A 20,014-nucleotide genomic window follows, 5' to 3' on the forward strand; every position below is an offset into this window, starting at 1 on the left:
ACTATTATACAATATATTAAAAAAATTGACAAACTCTAAAATTTTCAGTATATAAAAAGAAAATTTGATTATCCGTTTATACCATATATAAAACTTCAAATTGATGATTATTTTTATTTTAATGAAAAAGTAGCATTTTTATTTGGTATAAGTTTAATATATAACTTTGATATATTCTATGATATTGCCAATATGTCTTATGAAGATTATAAAAAAATATACAGCGGATATCCAAGTATTGGAGGTGGCCCTGTTGGTTACTATGAAAATTATGATATTAAGAAATACGGTTTTTCTAGTTTTGAAATAGCTTTCAACTTAGGTATAAAATTCGGTAATTAAGATATTAACATATAACGCTATAAATTTAAAAAAAATTTGGGTGGGCATGCTTTTTCTGTATAAGTATAAAAGATAAACAAAATAAAAAATTCAAATTAAATAAAAAAGAATAGAGGGCGGGGAATGTAAATAGATTTTTAGCTTTATTCTAATCCCCACCCTTTTATATTTAATGCTTTATTTTGAATTTATAATTTTATTTATCCTCATTGCTTTAATATAAATTATAGCACCCACCCTAATTTTTTTTAAATTTGCTGTGCTAATTAACGCACGATTAATATTTTATTACAAAATAAGCATTATAAATAAAACAATTTTCATTACATAAAAAATAAAATAACCGTGCGAAATAAAAATTTTTTATATAAGTATTATGATAACTATTAATTGAAATTTTATTATTTTAATATAATATTATTCAATTAATCATATAAAAAATTAATATTTTTTATTATTGCTAATAAAAATTGTTCTGCCTACGGCAAAGGCTAATCAAATAAATTTGCCAGAGGCTCACAATTTTTATAAATAGCTTTATGATATTTAAAAATTAATATTTTTACTTAAAGAGGAATATATGCAAAATAATATTGATAAGGTTTTAATACTAGATTTCGGTTCTCAGTTTACACAGCTTATTACAAGAAGAATAAGAGAATTAAATGTCTATTCAGAAATTCACCCATTCCATGTTTCAATAGATTTTATAAAAGAATTCAATCCTAAAGCAATAATACTTTCAGGAGGCCCTTCAAGCGTATATGAAGAAGATGCCCCAAAAGTAGATAAAGAATTATTTGAACTTGGAATTCCTATACTAGGAATATGCTATGGTATGCAGATAATAGTCTATTCTATGGGCGGAAAAGTTGAAGGTGCTGAAAAACGTGAATATGGAAAAGCTGAAATTGAAATAACTAATCATGAAAGCATATTTAAATCATTTGGTAAAAATAATATAGTATGGATGAGTCATGGCGACAGTATAAAATCTATTCCAGAAGGTTTTGAACTTATAGCAAAAACACCTAATACAGAACTTGCTGCTATAGAAAATAAACAAAAAAATATTTATGCTATACAGTTTCACCCTGAAGTAGTTCATACAAATAATGGCATAAAAATTATAGAAAATTTCTTATTTGATATTTGTAAATGCGAAAGAAATTGGAATATGGGTTCTTTTATAGAATATGAAATAAAAAGAATAAAAGAAACTGTAGGCGATAAAAATGTAATATTAGGACTTTCCGGAGGAGTTGATTCTTCTGTAGCTGCAGTATTAATAGAAAAAGCTATAGGAAAGCAATTAAAATGTATATTCGTTAATAACGGACTATTAAGAAAAGATGAAGATAAAAAGGTTGTTGAAGTATTCAGAGATAATTTCAATATCGATTTGATTTATGTTGATGCTTCAAAAAGATTTTTAGATAAATTAGCAGGTGTTACAGATCCGGAACAAAAAAGAAAGATAATAGGACATGAATTTGTAAGTGTATTTAATGATGAAGCTAAAAAGATAGAAAATGTAGGATTTTTAGCACAAGGAACACTTTATCCAGATGTTATAGAAAGCGTATCTTTAAGGGGAAGCTCTGTTGTTATAAAAAGCCATCATAATGTAGGCGGACTTCCAAAAGATATGAAATTTGAACTTTTAGAGCCTTTCAGAGAATTATTTAAAGATGAAGTTAGAGAAATAGGATTAGAATTAAAATTACCAGAAGATATAGTGTACAGACAGCCTTTCCCTGGTCCTGGTTTGGCCGTAAGAATATTAGGCGATATCACAGAAGAAAGAGTAAAAATACTTCAAGAAGCTGATGATATAGTGGTAAGCGAGATAAAGAAAGCAGGACTTTACAGAAAATTATGGCAGTCTTTCGCTATACTTCTTCCAGTAAAAAGTGTTGGTGTTATGGGTGACGGAAGAACTTATGAACAAGTTTGTGCTATAAGAGCTGTTGAAAGTATTGATGCTATGACAGCTGACTGGGCTAAAATTGATTATAATGTTTTGGGTACAATATCAAACAGAATAATAAATGAAGTAAAAGGTATTAACCGTGTTGTTTATGATATATCTTCAAAACCGCCTGCAACTATAGAATGGGAATAAAAATTAAATTAATGTTTTGTATTTCTAGTATAATTGATGAAGTAAAAATGAGGGTAACATGTTTATTATTCCAGTAACTGCACAGGAAACTATATCTTACCAATATGGCTGTTATACAAAAAATAAGTATATAAAGGTTAAGCCTTTTTTGAAATGGGCAGGTGGAAAAACTCAGATAATTTCTGAAATAGAAAAATATTATCCTTTCAAAAATACAACAATAAATAAATATGCTGAGCCTTTTGTTGGTGGAGGTGCTGTTCTATTTGATATTTTAAACAAATACAATTTGAAAGAAGTATATATTAGTGATATTAATGCAGATCTAATCAATACATACAATACAATCAGAAATAATATAGAATCAATGATTGATATGCTTTCAACAATGCAAACAGAATTCATTCCTATGAATACAGAAGATAGAAAATCTTATTATATAAAAAAGAGAGAACGTTTTAATGAGTTAAAACTTAATTGTAATGAAACTATAAATATCGAAAAAGCTGCTCTTATGATTTTTCTAAACAAGACATGTTTCAATGGTCTATATCGTGTTAATAAAAATGGAGAATTTAATGTTCCTATTGGACGATGCAATAATCCAACAATATGTGATGAGGAAAATTTAAAGTCTGTTTCTGAAAAATTAAAAAATGTAACTATAATATGTGGAGATTATCGTAAATCTACTGATTTTATTGATAAAGATACATTTGTGTATTTTGATCCGCCGTATAGACCTCTAACAAAAACATCTAATTTTACTTCTTATACAGAAAATGCATTTGATGATAAGTCACAGATAGAGTTAGCTTCCTATGTAGATATTTTACATAAAAAGGGTGCTAAAATTCTTGTAAGCAATTCAGACCCTAAAAATATAAATACAGATGATACATTTTTTGATGAGATGTATGCTTCATATTTCATTCGGAGAGTAGATGCTAGCAGAGTAATTAACAGTAAGAGTCAAGCCAGAGGAAAAATAAAAGAATTGCTAATAAGTAATTTCTAAAATATAATGAGAAGAAATAAAATATATAGCAAAAAAGTAAAAACTTGTAAATCAGAATAAAACTTATGAAGAATGTAAGAATCAAATATTTTTACTTTTCAATAATTTAATATTAGTAGGTTTAGATATATGAATAGAAATTTCAAAATATGGCTATCTAGTTTTCGTGATAGTATTGCAGATTATAAATATTACATAGATTTTGAAAAAGTACATTGTAATGTTGAAAATATTAAGGTAGAGTTAAATATACTTAATACTCTTATTGGGTCAAAAAATATAAAAAATGATTTCAAGATGATAGTTGAAAAATATCCAGAAGTTTTGAAATGTATACCTTTATTGCTTGCTGTTAGATCTAATGAAATATACTGCCAAGATGTTAATGGCAGATATTTATATAAATTTAATTTGAAAAATAATTCTTTCAATTGCAATGAAGAATATGAACAATATGCATATTTTATGGAGCATACTGGTTTATTTGATTTGTTAGAAAACCATATTGTTAGTAATCTTGTTGATTATGCTACAGGTGTTGAAACAGGACTGGATTCTAATGGACGTAAAAATCGTGGTGGTCATTTAATGGAAGATTTAGTGGAAAGTTTTATCAAAGAAGCAGGCTTTCAAAAAGATAAAACATATTTCAAAGAAATGAAAATTAAAGAAATTGAAAATAAATTTTGCATTGACCTATCGGAAATATAAAATAAAGGTAAAACAGTTAAACGTTTTGATTTTGTAATTAAAACAGAAGATACAGTCTATGGTATAGAAACAAATTTTTATGCAAGTAATGGATCGAAATTAAATGAAACAGCTCGTAGTTACAAACAGATTGCTCAAGAGGCTCAGAAAATCAGTAATTTTAAATTTGTGTGGTTTACTGATGGGAAAGGCTGGGAAGATGCACGAAACAACCTAGAAGAAACTTTTGATATTATGGATTATATTTATAATATCAAAGATTTAGAAGATGGTATTATTGCAAAAGTATTTAAGTAATAGAAATTTGTATTTAGAATAAGATATTTAAATTCCTAGTAAATTTAGTTCTTTTAAAAATTAAAATAAAAAATATAATATAAAGTGTTTATATTATAAAAATTTCATATAAAAATATTTCTATTATAGCAACAAAATTATAAAATATATTTCTATAAATGTTATATTAAATTTTAGGATTTTTGATAATGGTAAAAAAAATAAAAAAATGGGAGCCAGATGATTTTGAATTAGAAATGACTACACATTGGTCTTTTCCAAATAGAGGGAATTGGGCTACTCATGATGCAAAATGGCGTGGAAATTGGTCTCCATATATACCTAGAAATATCATACTTAGATACTCACAAGAAGGAGATTTAGTTCTTGACCAGTTTGTTGGTGGAGGCACTACTCTTGTTGAGGCAAAATTACTTAACAGAAATATTATTGGTGTTGATGTAAATGATGCAGCACTTAATAGATGTAGAGAAAAGATTGATTTTGAATATAACGGAGCTAATGGAAACATTTATATTTATAAAGGAGATGCTAGACACTTAGATTTCATTGCCGATAGCAGTATTGACTTAATTTGCACACATCCTCCATATGCAAATATTATTCAATATAGCGAGAATATAGATAGCGATCTATCACATTTAAAGGTAAAAGATTTTCTTGAAGAAATGAAAACAGTAGCATCCGAAAGTTATCGTGTTCTAAAAAAGGATAAATTTTATGCAATTTTAATGGGAGATACAAGAGAAAAGGGACATATGATTCCTATGTCTTTTGAGGTAATGCATATTTTTGAAAATGCAGGTTTTAAATTAAAAGAAATTATTATCAAAGAACAACACAACTGTCGTGCAACTGGATATTGGAAAACAAATAGTGTTAAATATAACTTTTTGTTAATTGCTCATGAATATTTATTTGTATTTAGAAAGTGAGGAAAAGTATTGCTAATTTAAATGATTTTAAATATATTAAGTTGTTAAGTAAGAATATGTTTGAATATATTCCGAACATAAAAAATGGCTGATATATTATCTATATCAGCCATTTATTTAAGTAAAAGGAATTAACCTTTATAAGGAACTTTCACTATAGCTTTTTTAACATGAGTTTTACCAGTTTTTGGAGGAAGTCCTACTCTATGAGCATCATAAGGAAGAAGAATTAAAATTTCACCTTGTGATAAAGTTAAACGTACAGTTCCCTCACCTTCCCAATCATGATAATCGCTAGCTTCATCATAAGTTTTTGGTTTTAATGTAGAAGTATTAGCTATTATAAAATCTTCAGCACCTTCAAATATTATTTGAACATCTACAAATTTTAAATGTGATTCCCAAGGCGGATTATCTTTGTTATCATATTCTGTAACATTAATAAATGCACCTTCGCAAATCTCTTTATCTAATAAATGTTTTCCATTAGGAAGATTTTTTAATTCATCATAATGATCTCTGATATAGTTTTTTGCTTTCCATATAGTATCATGAAAATCTTGATTAAATTCACTTTTAATAGGTTTTAAAATCATAGTTATTTCTCCTCAAATATTGGGTATTGCCCACGTGAACAATAAAAGTCCAAAATAAGACAATACCCGAAAAATCATTTTTTCAATTAAAATTTAGATAAATACTTATCAAACATATTTTTCAATAATTTTTTATCGTCGTCAGTAAGACCTTTAGAACCGATAGGAGCTCTGCAATAAGAAACAGCAGTAGGATCATAATAAGTGATACATTCTTTAAGTGCTGGATATATACCAACTTTTAATAAAGTAGATATTACATCGTTCATGTCATGCTGAACTTTTAATGCTTCTTTCATATCTTTAGCATCAAGAGCATTTAATACTTTTCTAGCTAAAGGAGCTTCAATATTATAAGTAGAACCTATAGCAGATCTTAAACCATAAGAAGCATAAGCTATTAATAATTCATCAAAACCAGCCCACATCATTTTAGTAGGGAATTTCTGTATTAATCTTTCAAGTAAGAATAAATCAGCAGAAGTGTATTTAATACCCATTACTCTTTCATTTTCAAATAATTTGCCGAAATCATCTAAAGATATGCTATTGTTTGAAAGTGTAGGCAAGAAATATATTACAATAGGAGTTTTAGTTGTAGCTTCCAATATAGTATTATAATATTTACTAATATCTGCAAAAGAGAATGGATAATAGTATGGAGTAACAGCAGATATCAAATCATAACCTAATTCTTCAGCTTTTTGAGCCATTTCACATGCTTCATTAAGATTTAATGTACCAACATGTGCAATAAGAGGAATTTTTCCAGCTACTTCTTCTTTTGTTATTTCAAAAACAGCCATTCTTTCTTCTTTAGACATAAGAAGTCCTTCACCTGTAGAACCACCTACATATAAACCGTCAACTTTCATGCGGTCTATATTATGCCTTACATACTTTCTTAAAACGTTTTCATCTAATTTTCCATTTTTATCGAATGGAGTCATTAGAGCAGATAATATGCCTTCGCATCTATTCATACTATTTCTCCTTAAAAAAATTTATTAAACATTTTCATTTTGTATGCTTAATATATATATATTGTATAAAGTAAGTGCATTTTTTGCAATATCTATACTCTTTATTTTGTAAAAAATATTTGCAAACTCCATTCTTTTTGATATAATCTTTATAATAAAATAATTTTTGAAAGTTTCCTATGAAAGATGAACGCATTTTAATGTTGTTAAGATTTATTTCTGTAGTATTTTTAGTACTATTTATACTTCTAAATATAGCTTCTATAACATATTATCAGAATAAATTTACATTTATATTATTATTTATATTATTTATATTGTTTTTCATACCAGCTTTAATTTTTTACAAAAGACTTATTAAATTCTATCTAATAAAAGATTATAAAGAAATAGAAGAAAGATTATCCGAAGGAAAAACTTACAGATTTTCAAAAATAAATAGTGCTATAATAAATGACTATCAAAGAGCAATAATAGATTTAAAAGATAAAAATAGTTATATTTTGGGAAGATATGATGTACTTGATTCTATAAGAAAGCAATATAAAAAGGACATGAAAAAGGCTAGAAAATTACAAGAATATATGATGCCTAAAAAAATGCCTAATAATCAGAAAATAAATTCTGCCTATTTGTACAAACCTCTTGAAATGATAGGAGGAGATTTTTTTGATTATATAAATATTGATGAAAATAGAATATTATTTATTATGGCTGATATTAGCGGACATGGAGTTGAAGCTGCAATTATTACCGCTATGTTTAAAACTGCTTTTAGAAATTTAGCAAGTAATTTTAAATCAGTAAGTAATCTGATTTACACAATGAATAATTATCTTCTTAAAATACTTCCTATTAACTATTATTTAACTATGGTAGTGGCAGAAATAGATTTAATAAATTATAAAGTAACATATTCAAATGCATCACATACACCTTTAATTTTGATTCATAATAATGAAATAAAAGAATATTCTAAAGGCGGTACTATAATAGGACTTTTCCCTAAAGCTAACTACGAAGAAGAAACTATAAATATTGGCAAAGATGATATATTGTTCTTTTATACAGATGGAGTAACAGAAGCATCTAAATCAAAAAATAAATATGACCTTTATGGTATAGACAGACTAAAAAAAGTTATTTATGATAATAAATACCTAAAAGCTGAAAAAATAGTGGATAGTATAGAAAAAGATTTCTATGAATATCTGTCATATATGTCGCCTGATGATGATTTTACTATGGCTCTTTTCAAAATAAAATAATAAATAATTTATTTAAGTAATAATTAATAATATCGATATTATAATACAGAATGGCATTTATTTTACAAAGCTATAAAAAAATAGTTTAATATTATTAAAAAAATAAAAGGTTTTATTGTGTATAACTCAACTATTGGATATGCTTCAAAACTTATAAAAGGAAGTATTGTTTTTTCTGTAGTGATATTTATTTCATTATCCCAGCTTATGACTATTGTTTCAATATTTAGTTTAGTATGGAAATATGAAATATTATTGAATGAAAGTATTCCTTTCTTTAGAGAATTTTCTATATATGCTCTATTTATAGGCATATTTATAATAGGGGTATTATATTCAGCTATATCAAGTGCATATATATTCTCAAAAAACAACAGAATGTTTTCTACGCTTCGTATATTCGGTGCCACAAAGTTAGCTATAAAAAAATTAGCAATGCTTATAAGTTTACTATATCCTCTTATTTCATTTGGTATATGTATTATTGAAATGGGAATTTTATATCTTAGATACAGTTCCTATATATTAACTTTAATAGAATTTGCTGATGTTATTAATGGAGCTTATATGATACTTATAGCCAATGCTGTTTTAATAGTTGGTTTTATGATAGGTGCTTTTATTTCAAATTCTATACTTTTACATAAAGATCCTTATGAAGATTTAAGGGGAACACTATGAATATTAAAATTATCAATGTATCAAAAGTATTCCCAATGGGCGTTAATCAATGTAATGCATGCGAAGATATTAGCTTAGATATTAATCAAGGCGATTTTATAAGCTTTGTCGGACATACTGGAAGCGGTAAAAGTACATTGTTAAGCATAATAGGCGGAATATTAAAAGCTACAAGCGGAACTATATATTATGATTCTTATAAATTAAATGATGCTTCTGATGATGTGCTTGCAAGTTTTAGGAGAGAATATTTTTCTTATATATTCCAATATCCAGTAATTATACCTACTATAAGCGTTATAGATAATATATTAATGCCTTTAGCTTTTAAACATAAAATTACTGATGAAAAAATAAATCAAACTAAAGAAAATATAGAACTATTTTCACTCAAAGATAAGATGTATGCTAAAGCCGCTAATCTATCCGGAGGAGAGATGAAAAAAGTTGCTATATTAAGAGCTTTAGCTTATGGATGTAAATGCTTGATAGCAGATGAGCCTACAAGCGATTTAGATCCGGCAACTACAAAAACATTAATGGAAATATTTTCTACCATCAATAAACAAGGCACAAGCATTATAATGGTAACACATGCCCATAATATAGCCGCTCATGCCAATAATGTTTATGAAATGGCAAACGGTAAAATAGTTCGTTGTTTAAAATAATTGAATTTGAGTTATAATTAATTGCTGTATATATGCATTTCCAAATAATGGTCTAATATAACTCTGTATGAATTAATGATTCTTCTAACTTCATTAATATCTAAATTTTCGTCTTTATATTCTACTTCGAATCTTTTTAATTTATGAACTTTTTCTTTAACCACATTGGGTATAACATGTTCTGGAAGCCTGTTTTGACTATTTATGGAAATCCAATTTCCATTTTCATCAAAGGTTATTGATATTTCATTATCAAGTTCGACCTTGAAAAGATTATCTACTATTTCTAGGTCAACTATATTTGCTTTAAGAAATTTACTCCTGATAAATATTTTAGCATCATAAGGTAGAGTGTCAAACAATTCTAACTTTCTATCCATAATCTTAACCTCTAAGTTATATTAATATTATCTATATTTTTATATTTTTAATAAGTAATTTTTATGCTATTACCGCAAAAAGTGTAAATAATAAAATAAATTAATTAAATTAAAGATTTCAGAAATAAAGATACCTTATTTCCAAATATTTTGAATACGTATTCTTTATATTATTAATATAATAAAATTTCACAAAAATACAAATTCTTTTAGAAAAAGCCTATATTATATAAATATAATATAGGCTTTTATAAATTTTTAATGTTTATTTCTTCTCTTCATCATCTGCTGGTACAACAGCTAAATCACTAACCTTAGCACCATCAGAAATATTTACTATTTTTACTCCTTTGGCATTTCTTCCAAGTTCCGGTATTGAATCGGCTTTTATCTTTATAGTCATGTCATCAGTAGTAACAACCATTATCTCATCTTTATCCCCTACAGTTTTTACGCTGACAACTTTTCCAGTTTTATTATCTGGTTTAATATAAATCTGACCTTTTCCGCCTCTGCCTTTAACATTAAATTGTTTAGAAGATAATCTCTTGCCTATACCATGTTCGGTAATAACTATTAAAGATTCACCTTTATGTATAGCATTACCTGATACACAAACATCATCATCATCTAAAGCAATACCTTTAACACCGCCAGCAGCTCTTCCCATTTTTCTAATTTTTTCTTCAGTGATTCTCAAAGCAAGACCTGCTCCAGTAGTCATAATGAAGTCATCGCCTGTTTGTACTGCTGAAACAGCTACTAATTCATCATTATTTTCTAATGTTAATGCCAATATTCCTCTCTTTTTAGCATTTTCAAGATGTTTCAATTCCATTTTCTTTATAGTACCCATTTTTGTAACCATTATAATTGATTGTTTAGGGTCAAAATCGGATACTGTAAAATAGCTTGTAATTTTTTCTTCCGGTGCTAAATTGAGTATAAATTTAATACTTTTACCCTGTGAAAGTTTAGTCAAAGCAGGTATTTCATGAACTTTCATCCAGAAAGCCTTACCTCTGTCTGTAAATATGAATAAATAGTCTTTAGTAGAAGCTACAAATAAATGTTCTATATAATGCTCGCCTTGTGATTTTCCGCCTTGAACACCTACTCCGCCTCTGCCTTGCGTACGATAACTTGAAGCTGGTACTCTTTTTATGAATCCTTGAGTAGTTATTGATACTGCTACATCTTCATCATGTATCAAATCTTCTTCATCTATTTCAGTATCGTTAGTTTTACCTATTATTTCGCTTCTTCTGTCATCGCCGTATTTTTCAGCTATATTTTTAAGTTCATCTTTGATAACTGCTAGTATTTTTTCTGGGTGAGCAAGCAAATCTTCACAATAAGCTATAAATTCTCTTAATTGCTGTAATTCCTGCTCTATTTTCAATTTTTCTAAAGCTGTTAAGCGTTTAAGAGGCATATCAAGTATAGCCTGTGCCTGCTTTTCTGATAATTTGAATCTATTCATAAGAGTTGTTCTAGCAGATTCTGTGTTTTCACTTTCTCTTATGATTCTTATAACTTCTTCTATATTAGCCTGAGCTATTAATAAACCTTCTAATATATGTGCCTTTGCTCTAGCCTGATTCAAGTCATATTCTGTTCTTCTAGTGATTACTTCTACCCTATGATCAACAAAATACTTAATAAGCTCTTTTAAATTCAATACTTTAGGCTCGCCATTAACTAAAGCAAGGTTTATAATACCGAAAGTAGTTTCCAAATCTGTATGTTTAAATAGCTGATTCAATACTATTTGAGTTGCTACACCTTTTTTAAGCTCTATTACCAATCTTATACCAGCTCTGTTACTAGATTCATCTCTAATATCAGCAACACCCTCAATTTTGCCTTGTTTAACTAATTCAGCTATCTTTTCATGGAGTGTAGTTTTTACAACACCATAAGGAAGCTCTTTAACAACTATAGCTTCTCTATCTCTTTTAGTTTCTTCTATTTCAAGTCTGGCTCTTAATTTAATTCTGCCTTTTCCAGTTGTATATGCTTCTTTTATGCCCTCTTTACCGTATATAATACCAGCTGTAGGGAAATCCGGACCTTGAATATAACGCATAAGGTCTTTTATTTCTGCATCCTGATGATCTATATAGTATACAATTGCATTAACTACTTCTCTTAGGTTATGAGTAGGCATATTTGTGGCCATACCTATAGCAATTCCCATACTTCCATTAACAAGAAGCTGAGGAACTGTAGCAGGAAGTACTGAAGGCTCTGTTCTGGAATCATCGAAGTTAGGTACAAATTTAACTGTTTCTTTCTCTATATCATTGAGCATTTCTTCAGCAAAACGTGTCATTCTAGCTTCTGTATAACGCATTGCTGCCGGAGGGTCATCATCTATAGAACCGAAGTTACCCTGTCCATCTACAAGCAAATATCTCATAGAGAAATCTTGTGCCATTCTTACCATAGTACCATATACTGCAGCATCTCCGTGCGGGTGATAACGTGCCAAAACTTCCCCTACTGTAGCTGCTGACTTCTTATATGGTTTATCATGTGTAAGATTAGCATCATACATAGCATAAAGTATTCTTCTATGAACTGGTTTTAATCCGTCTCTAACATCTGGCAATGCTCTTGATACTATTACGCTCATTGCATAAGTTAAATATGATTCTCTTAATTCATTTTCTATCGAAATATGATCTACTCTTTTTAATATATCTTTTGTCAGTGTAGAATATTGTCTTTCTTCAGAATTATCTGTTTTATTCTTTTTTACTGCCATATATTATCCTTAGAAAAATATTCCTATAATTATAACATTTTATTGTAAAATTATCAATATAAAAATAAAACAATAATAAAGAAGAAAAATATCAAATTAAATAAAAATTAATCTAAAATGCAGCATAAGATGAATATTATTTTACATAATCTTCTCTGCCAAGAACTTTAGCTAAATGCTGAATAACTGTTTGACGCTGTATAGGTTTTACTATATATCCATCTACTTTAAGTTTAAGGAATTCCATTAATACGCCTTTATTGGCATAAGATGTTACTACTATAATTTTTGAATCTACATTTAAAGCTCTTATTCTTTTTAGTAAGTCAATGCCATTCATCTGCGGCATTTCAAAATCCATCATTATAATATCTGGTTTTTCTACTGCTTCTCTTAATTTCTTTAATGCATCCATAGCACCATCTGATTCCATAACTACATCAAACTGTTCTGATAATAATATTTTTTTCTCTGCTATACGTATAGTGCTGGAATCATCTATAACCATAACTTGATAGGCTTTTCCTGATTTAGTATTCAATCCTAATGGTGAACTGCTCATAATCATACCCCTAATAAATAATCATAATAAATTTATAAAATTTATAAATATTGTCAATGATTTTTTAGAAAAAAACAAAAAAATTATTATATATTTGATTTTTATATTTTTTTTGTTATCATAGATGAATGAATATATCCAAAAAATTACATGAATTAATGCAAAATACATTAAGTGAGCCAAACACTTCATATAAAATAGAAAAAAATAAAGACGGAATCATAATTGCATCAAAAAATTCAAGGGCTATACATAGTAAATATAATATAGATAATGAATGTAAAAGAGCATTAGAACATATTAATAAAAATAAAAATTTATTAATAATGTATGGTTATGGATTAGGATATATATTAAAATATTTACTCGAAAATATTAATGATTATTTTGATGAAAATACTTTAAAAACATTGAAAATTATCGCAGTAATCGAAGATACAGTACTATTCAAATATTCTTATTACAATATATATAACACTGATAATCAAAATATTTTCTTTATACATAAAGATGATTCTATTGAATATATAAATAGATTAATAGATTATAAAAGCATTAATGGTATAAATTTAGTATTGCTTCCATCTTTAACAAAAGAAGAAAAAGATAATGGAAATATATTTTATACACAAATATTAAATATAGTTGAGAAAGAAATATCCAATATATTCACAAATATGTACTTTGAAAATATATGGACAAAAAATATTATATTTAATAGCGAATATATAAATAACTCATCTGATATATCAACTTTTAAAAATGCATTTAAAGGTTTAAAGGCATTATTAATTTGTCCCGGCCCAACTTTAAAACATAGTATAGATACTATAAAAGAAAAAAGAAATGATTTTTTTATAATATGTGTAGATACAACTTATAGCGTACTATCTAAACATGGTATAATTCCGGACTTTATTGTTACTGTAGACGGAGGATTTTTTAATTCTTTAGATTTTGTTTATGAAAGCAGTAATTTTCCTTATTTAGTTATGGATATGGCATGCAATAAGATTATACCAAAAAATATTAACGGCAAAACTAATATTATAAGATTTACATCTATAAATAATTTAGGACTTGTAGAATATATACAAAACTTTACCAAATTATCACATCTTACAACTTCTAATACTGTAGCAACAACTATGATAGATTTTGCCTATTACACCGGTTTAGATGAGGTATTATTAATAGGTTTTGATAATAGTTATCCTTTCTATCAAAGACATATTAAACATGCTCTTTCCTATGAATATATGGTTAATAAGACTAATAAATTAAAAACTTATGAATCATATTATTTTAACACTATAAAAAATAATACTGATATAGAAAAATATCCTCCAAATGAATTTGTATTTGAAAGTCAAATAGAATATTTTAACGAATTCAAAAATAAATACAAAAACATGAAAATAAAGAGAGTTACAAAAGAAGCAGTACAAATTGACTCTATAGAAGAAGGAAATATTAATGACTTTTCTCAAAACAATATAAAAGAAAAAGTATTAAGTATATCTGATAATATTTATAAAAAAGATGATAATGAAAATATAAAAAATGCATATACAAGTTTAAAAAATACATTAGAAGAGTTTAGAAATATTTTATCAGATATATATAATAATATAAATAATTATGATAATATAGACAATGTTTATAATGATACTATAAATATAATAAAGAGCTATCAAGAAAAAGTAAGTATGTTAAAAACTATTCTTTCAACAACTATACTAATGTGCGAAAGAGGTGAAAGAAGTAATAAAGAAAAATTAATATTCTTACTTATGGAAAGCTTTAGAAATGTTAATTATTTCTTTACTAGAATATCTTTAATAATAAATAAATTATAAAATATAAGTGAAATAAAAATGAATATCATATACGAAGACAATTGCTTTATTGCTGTTAATAAAGAAGCTGGAATTGAAGTTGATGATAATTTAATAAATATAATAAAAAAAGAATATAGTCATTTTGATAATTTATATTTAGTTCATAGAATAGATAAATTCACTTCTGGTATAGTAATACTTGCAAGAGATGAAGAAACAAAAAAATATTTTGAAGATGCATTTAAAAATAAAACTATTAATAAAGTTTATCATGCTATAGTTCAAGGAAATGTAAAAAAAGAAAATGGAGTTATAGAATTATCTATAGGCGTTGATAAAAAAAATCCTAATAGAAGAATACCTTTATCAATAAAAGAAGGCGGAGAATCTGCTGTAACATATTATAAAATATTAAAAAAGCTCAATAAACATACATTATTGGAATTAAGACCAACAACTGGAAGAACTCATCAAATAAGAGTTCATCTTTCATATATTGGACACCCTATAATAGGCGATAAAATATATTCAAAAAATGCCGGAATTTACAAAATGAATGGTTTTGCTTTAATAGCCAAAGAGATTCATTTTGTTCACCCTGTCACAAAAAAAGACATTAATATCAATATAAAATACAATAAAGAATTTTTAATAAGACTAAAATTGTTAGAACCATCAAAAAAAACATAATTATAATATTTTGTTATTGACTTTTTTTTTAATAATTATATATTTTCTTTAAATAATTTAATTTAATAATTATTTTAATTTTGATAAAAAATAATTGTTTAAGGAGTTTAAATATGACAGTTACATTTCAAGGTGCTGCACAAACTTTAGAAGGTGCACAATTAACAGTTGGAGCTAAAGCATTAGATTTCACAGTATTAAAAACAGATTTAAGCCCATGGTCTTTAAAAGATGCTGGTGATACAGTAAAAATCATTTCTTCTGTACCATCTTTAGATACACCAGTATGTGATATACAAACTAAAAGATTCAATAAAGAAGCTGCTTCTCTTCCTGGAGTAACAGTTGTAACAGTATCAGTTGACTTACCATTCGCTCAAGATAGATGGTGTGCTGCTGCTAATGCTTCTTCTCATATCGTAGCTTCTGACTACAATCAAAAAGATTTCGGAAGAAAATTCGGTACTTTATTAAAAGAATTACAACTTCTTACTCGTGCTGTATTTGTATTAGATAAAGACAATGTTGTTAAATATGTTCAGTACGTTCCAGAAATCACTAATGAACCAGACTATGAAGCTGCTTTAAATGCTGCTAAAGCTCTTTTATAATTTTTAATTAAATTATAAATTAATAATACAAGCATATTCTATTTTTTAATAGGATATGCTTTTTTTATTTAACTTCATCTGTTTGCATATATAATAAAACTAATTTATAATTATTAAAAATAAATACTATGGAGGAATATATGAGCATTTATGATTACACAGTAAAAGATGCTGAAGGAAATGATGTAAGTTTAAAAGAATATGAAGGAAAAGTATTATTAATAGTTAATACCGCAACTAAATGAGGATTCACAAAACAATATCCTGAGTTGCAGGAGTTATACAAAAAATATAAAGAGGAAGGTTTTGAAATATTAGATTTTCCTTGCAATCAATTCGGAGGACAGGCAAAGGAACCTATTGAAGAAATTGCAAAATTCAGAGAAGAAAAATACGGCATAACATTCAAATTATTTGATAAAGTAAAAGTTAATAGTAAAAATGCTGATCCTTTATTTACTTATTTAAGAACAGAAAAGCCAACTGAAGAAGGCGTTGAAAAAATAAGATGGAATTTTGGAAAATTTTTAATAGACAGACAAGGCAACATAGTTGGACGCTATGACCCTAGAGTAAAACCAAATGAGTTAGATGAAACAGTTGCTGAGTTATTAAAAAAATAATAAACAACAATAAAAATTAAGAGCTTTTATATATTGTTATATATAGAAGCTCTTTTTATTTTTAAATAATTTTAATTTTTTATTATAGTTTTTCTATTATTATTTATACATAAAAAATTACTCGTCAAAAATATATATCAAGTGAACTTGATATATGCTCATAATTTTTTATTTCTTTAATTTATTTATAAAAAATTATTCGCTTATAGTATATACCTAAACAACTATATTTTGTCAAAATAATTTTTTTAATTTAAAATATTTTCAGGGCTTTGCCCCGAACCCCAGTTCTTTTATTGGTATAAAAGAACCTATATCCTCGACAGGCTCGGATACGCTTCGCGAACAACTGCATTTTTAACCTAAAATCAGGGTATTATACCATATTTGATACATATTCTTAAAATATAAAGTTCTAGCAATTGCGTTTTTTGCTACTTTTTTGTGCGGCAAAAAAGTAGATAATTCTATATAAAGTCCATCAGTTGACAAACTTAAAAATTTTCAGTATATAACAAATAAATTTGTTATATGCTCATAATTTTTTATTTTTATTTATACATAAAAAAATTATTCGTTAATAAACTCCTGACATTCTAGCGAATGTCAGGAACTCACAAGTTTTTTATTTCTTCTATCATTTATAAAAAACTTGTTCGTTAATAAACTCCTGACATTCTAGCGAATGTCAGGAACTCACAAGTTTTTTATTTCTTCTATACTTAATCCTGTGTTTTCGCTTATGATTTTTATATCTATGCCTGCATTTTTCAAACTTTTAGCGATAGATATTTGCTGTTCCTTTTTACCTTGTTCTATACCTTTTTTAATTCCTTCTTCCATTCCTAATCTTCTCTCCTCATCAAGCATTATTTGATTACCATATAAATAAGCCTCTTTCTTCTCATATTCCATCATCATTAATTTACTTTTTACAAAATTATTATATTTTTTTTGTACTTCTTCCATTATAGGTTTTTCTTTTACTATTTCAGACATAGAATCCTCCAAATTTTTACTTGTAAATATTCTTAACCAACAGTTTAAGTCTTTAGTTAATATATTTTTCTTGAATTTTTTTAATTCTATTATATGTATCTGCAAATGGTCTGTGAGAAGTTTTTTATTATTCATTTCATAAAGCATATAACAGGAATGTATATTTTTACTTTTATCTAAATTGAAATTTAATAGATTAATACTTATAACAGGTGTAAGTTCATCATATCTTTCACCATGCTTTAATAGCTTACTGTAATTAGCTGCCCAATAATAAAGTATTCTTTCTGGAAATCTTGAATTACCTTGTAATTGTATTTCTATTATAACTACTGATCCATTTTGAGTAATACATTTTACATCAACAATAGTTTCCTTTAAGTTTTTATTTTTCTTTAGATTAAAAGGTGTTAAAATTTCAACAGAACGAAAAGTTTTCATATTAGCGTTGAGCATTATAGAATTGATAAAGTCTAAAAGTATAGTTTCGCTAGTTCCTTTATCTGTGAAAAGGTATCTTATAAAATAATCGTTCAAAGGATTAAAATATTTTATTTTTTTTATATTTGATTTCTTTTCCATATACCTATTATAATAAAAACATTACAATTTGTCAAAGTTTGACAGTTTTTATTTATAGTATTATTAATGAAATAATCAATAAATATTCTTTTTTAAATAAGGCTTTAATTTTTCAAAAGATATTTCAAAATCATCAAGTGCTCTAACAACATGAGGAAGTTCAAACCTTATATGCAAACTAATACCATCAGAATATCTGTTAATTGCAACATTACATGACATTAAAGTTTCAGCATAATAACTATCAGATTTATTTATTACATCAATAGTAAAATCATCTTCTCCTATTTCTTTATAATATTTATCAATTTCACTTTGCAAAGCTCTTCTAAATTTATCGCTGTCATTTACAAAATCTGATAAAGTTAATCTTTTTATTTCTAATCTATTAATATCTAATGTCAAATATGATATTGCAGTATCAGGATATGCACCTCCATTATATTCTACGCTTCTTGTAAAACATAAAATATTATCATTAAAAAATTTGTAATAAAAACTGTAAGAACTAACTTCGTAAAAAATTTCTTCTTCATTAAGATTTACTTTAGCAATATCATCATTTATTTTTTTAATAATTTCATTGGTATTGTTTATTTTATTTATGATTTTACCTTCATATATAGATGATTTTAAATTTTCTATGTAAAGTGCAGATAAACCATAAGTATTATCTTTATATTCTTTAGAAACAGATATATCATAAACAGTATGTATTTTATCCCCTAAAGGTTTTACAGTATCTATATTACAGCTTAATTTTTTATTGTTATTTTTCCAGCTTCCTTTTAAATTAATATTCTTTTTGCCGTTTCCTAAATCAATAATATTATTTAACTGACTATTATTTATTTTAAAACTGAATTCTTCTTTTTTATCAGAATCAAAGGCAGTAAATTTAATAGTATTTTTATCCATTTCTCCGTTTATAGGTATTGGAGTATTAACATTATTGTATTTATAATATCCGTCTATATTAGACTTTTTATTTCTAGTAATATTATCAGTATTTTCAATATGTATGTTTATTGTAATAGGGTATTTATCAATGCTTCCTTCAAGAGTAAAAAATAAATGCTTTGTTATATTGGTAGTGTCAGCAAAAGCAGATATGTACATTATATTGAGAAGTAAAATTATCAATAATTTTTTCATAAACCTAGTCCTTATTATTTAAAATAGATATAATTAGTATTGTATGACATCTTTTGTTAATTATCAAATTTATATTATAATCTACATTTTTAATGAATTTTATAACTCATATATTAAATATAATTTTATTACATACCCCGCCCTTTATTCTTCATCGCTGTATTTTGAATTTTA

General features: G+C 26.3%; 18 protein-coding genes and 1 pseudogene. 12 read left to right on the forward strand and 7 right to left on the reverse strand.

Annotated features, from left to right (window positions below; genetic code table 11):
• The first annotated feature begins 192 nt into the window (after window positions 1-192).
• The 5 genes and pseudogenes from R4K56_RS09710 to R4K56_RS09730 all read left to right on the forward strand — a co-directional run bounded on the left by R4K56_RS09710 (window position 193) and on the right by R4K56_RS09730 (window position 5,428).
• Window positions 193-342 carry a hypothetical protein gene (locus R4K56_RS09710; RefSeq protein ID WP_335772450.1) on the forward strand — a complete coding sequence of 50 codons (150 nt, stop codon included), beginning with the start codon at window positions 193-195 and terminating at the stop codon, window positions 340-342.
• A gap of 580 nt (window positions 343-922) precedes the next feature.
• The gene (guaA, locus tag R4K56_RS09715; protein WP_335772449.1) at window positions 923-2,467 is read left to right on the forward strand and encodes a glutamine-hydrolyzing GMP synthase; all 1,545 of its coding nucleotides are present in this window, start codon (window positions 923-925) and stop codon (window positions 2,465-2,467) included.
• A 58-nt stretch (window positions 2,468-2,525) separates the two neighbouring features.
• A complete protein-coding gene (locus R4K56_RS09720; protein ID WP_335772448.1) occupies window positions 2,526-3,485 on the forward strand; it encodes a DNA adenine methylase in 960 nt (319 codons plus the stop codon).
• 129 nt (window positions 3,486-3,614) lie between these two features.
• A pseudogene (locus R4K56_RS09725) lies at window positions 3,615-4,493 on the forward strand (type II restriction endonuclease).
• A 188-nt stretch (window positions 4,494-4,681) separates the two neighbouring features.
• Window positions 4,682-5,428 carry a TRM11 family SAM-dependent methyltransferase gene (locus tag R4K56_RS09730; RefSeq protein WP_335772447.1) on the forward strand — a complete coding sequence of 249 codons (747 nt, stop codon included), beginning with the start codon at window positions 4,682-4,684 and terminating at the stop codon, window positions 5,426-5,428.
• Between the two features lie 131 nt (window positions 5,429-5,559).
• Here R4K56_RS09730 and R4K56_RS09735 read toward each other — a convergent pair whose 3' ends face one another.
• Together R4K56_RS09735 and R4K56_RS09740 are read right to left on the reverse strand one after the other, a co-directional pair.
• Entirely contained in the window at window positions 5,560-6,024 is a 465-nt protein-coding gene (locus R4K56_RS09735) for a NanQ anomerase/TabA/YiaL family protein (protein WP_297295471.1), read from the reverse strand.
• 86 nt (window positions 6,025-6,110) lie between these two features.
• Window positions 6,111-7,007: an N-acetylneuraminate lyase gene (locus R4K56_RS09740; protein ID WP_335772446.1), complete on the reverse strand. Its 897-nt coding sequence runs from the start codon at window positions 7,005-7,007 to the stop codon at window positions 6,111-6,113.
• A 179-nt stretch (window positions 7,008-7,186) separates the two neighbouring features.
• On the opposite strand from R4K56_RS09740, the gene R4K56_RS09745 reads away from it, so the two are divergent.
• The 3 genes from R4K56_RS09745 to R4K56_RS09755 all read left to right on the forward strand — a co-directional run bounded on the left by R4K56_RS09745 (window position 7,187) and on the right by R4K56_RS09755 (window position 9,627).
• Entirely contained in the window at window positions 7,187-8,275 is a 1,089-nt protein-coding gene (locus R4K56_RS09745) for a PP2C family protein-serine/threonine phosphatase (protein WP_335758036.1), read from the forward strand.
• A gap of 117 nt (window positions 8,276-8,392) precedes the next feature.
• Window positions 8,393-8,956 carry a hypothetical protein gene (locus R4K56_RS09750; protein WP_297295468.1) on the forward strand — a complete coding sequence of 188 codons (564 nt, stop codon included), beginning with the start codon at window positions 8,393-8,395 and terminating at the stop codon, window positions 8,954-8,956.
• Window positions 8,953-9,627, forward strand: a complete 675-nt coding sequence (locus R4K56_RS09755) for an ABC transporter ATP-binding protein (protein WP_297295467.1) — start codon at window positions 8,953-8,955, stop codon at window positions 9,625-9,627. The genes R4K56_RS09750 and R4K56_RS09755 overlap by 4 nt, the downstream gene beginning before the upstream one ends.
• Before the next feature lie 17 nt (window positions 9,628-9,644).
• Here R4K56_RS09755 and R4K56_RS09760 read toward each other — a convergent pair whose 3' ends face one another.
• The 3 genes from R4K56_RS09760 to R4K56_RS09770 form a co-directional block, all read right to left on the reverse strand.
• Window positions 9,645-9,989: a PepSY-like domain-containing protein gene (locus R4K56_RS09760; protein ID WP_335758034.1), complete on the reverse strand. Its 345-nt coding sequence runs from the start codon at window positions 9,987-9,989 to the stop codon at window positions 9,645-9,647.
• A gap of 283 nt (window positions 9,990-10,272) precedes the next feature.
• Entirely contained in the window at window positions 10,273-12,777 is a 2,505-nt protein-coding gene (gene gyrA / locus R4K56_RS09765; protein WP_335769975.1) for a DNA gyrase subunit A, read from the reverse strand.
• Between the two features lie 136 nt (window positions 12,778-12,913).
• Window positions 12,914-13,339, reverse strand: coding sequence for a response regulator (locus R4K56_RS09770; RefSeq protein ID WP_335758032.1), 426 nt, complete (start codon window positions 13,337-13,339; stop codon window positions 12,914-12,916).
• 128 nt (window positions 13,340-13,467) lie between these two features.
• On the opposite strand from R4K56_RS09770, the gene R4K56_RS09775 reads away from it, so the two are divergent.
• The 4 genes from R4K56_RS09775 (at window position 13,468) to R4K56_RS09790 (ending at window position 17,104) form a co-directional block, all read left to right on the forward strand.
• Complete coding sequence (locus R4K56_RS09775) at window positions 13,468-15,198, forward strand: motility associated factor glycosyltransferase family protein (RefSeq protein ID WP_335772445.1); 1,731 nt, start codon at window positions 13,468-13,470, stop codon at window positions 15,196-15,198.
• Window positions 15,199-15,216: 18 nt separating this feature from the next.
• On the forward strand, window positions 15,217-15,870 hold the full coding sequence (locus tag R4K56_RS09780) for an RluA family pseudouridine synthase (protein ID WP_335772444.1): 654 nt from the start codon (window positions 15,217-15,219) through the stop codon (window positions 15,868-15,870).
• A gap of 113 nt (window positions 15,871-15,983) precedes the next feature.
• Window positions 15,984-16,481 (forward strand): thiol peroxidase, encoded by a 498-nt coding sequence (gene tpx / locus R4K56_RS09785; RefSeq protein ID WP_335760568.1) that lies wholly within the window; start codon window positions 15,984-15,986, stop codon window positions 16,479-16,481.
• Window positions 16,482-16,621: 140 nt separating this feature from the next.
• Window positions 16,622-17,104, forward strand: a complete 483-nt coding sequence (locus R4K56_RS09790) for a glutathione peroxidase (RefSeq protein WP_297295453.1) — start codon at window positions 16,622-16,624, stop codon at window positions 17,102-17,104.
• Window positions 17,105-17,800: 696 nt separating this feature from the next.
• Here R4K56_RS09790 and R4K56_RS09795 read toward each other — a convergent pair.
• On the reverse strand, window positions 17,801-18,685 hold the full coding sequence (locus R4K56_RS09795) for an Rpn family recombination-promoting nuclease/putative transposase (protein ID WP_335772443.1): 885 nt from the start codon (window positions 18,683-18,685) through the stop codon (window positions 17,801-17,803).
• Between the two features lie 75 nt (window positions 18,686-18,760).
• On the reverse strand, window positions 18,761-19,840 hold the full coding sequence (locus tag R4K56_RS09800; RefSeq protein WP_335772442.1) for a hypothetical protein: 1,080 nt from the start codon (window positions 19,838-19,840) through the stop codon (window positions 18,761-18,763).
• Window positions 19,841-20,014 lie beyond the last annotated feature (174 nt).

Origin of the sequence: Brachyspira pulli, from assembly GCF_036997785.1 — a bacterium.
GTDB classification, from domain to species: Bacteria; Spirochaetota; Brachyspiria; order Brachyspirales; family Brachyspiraceae; genus Brachyspira; species Brachyspira pulli.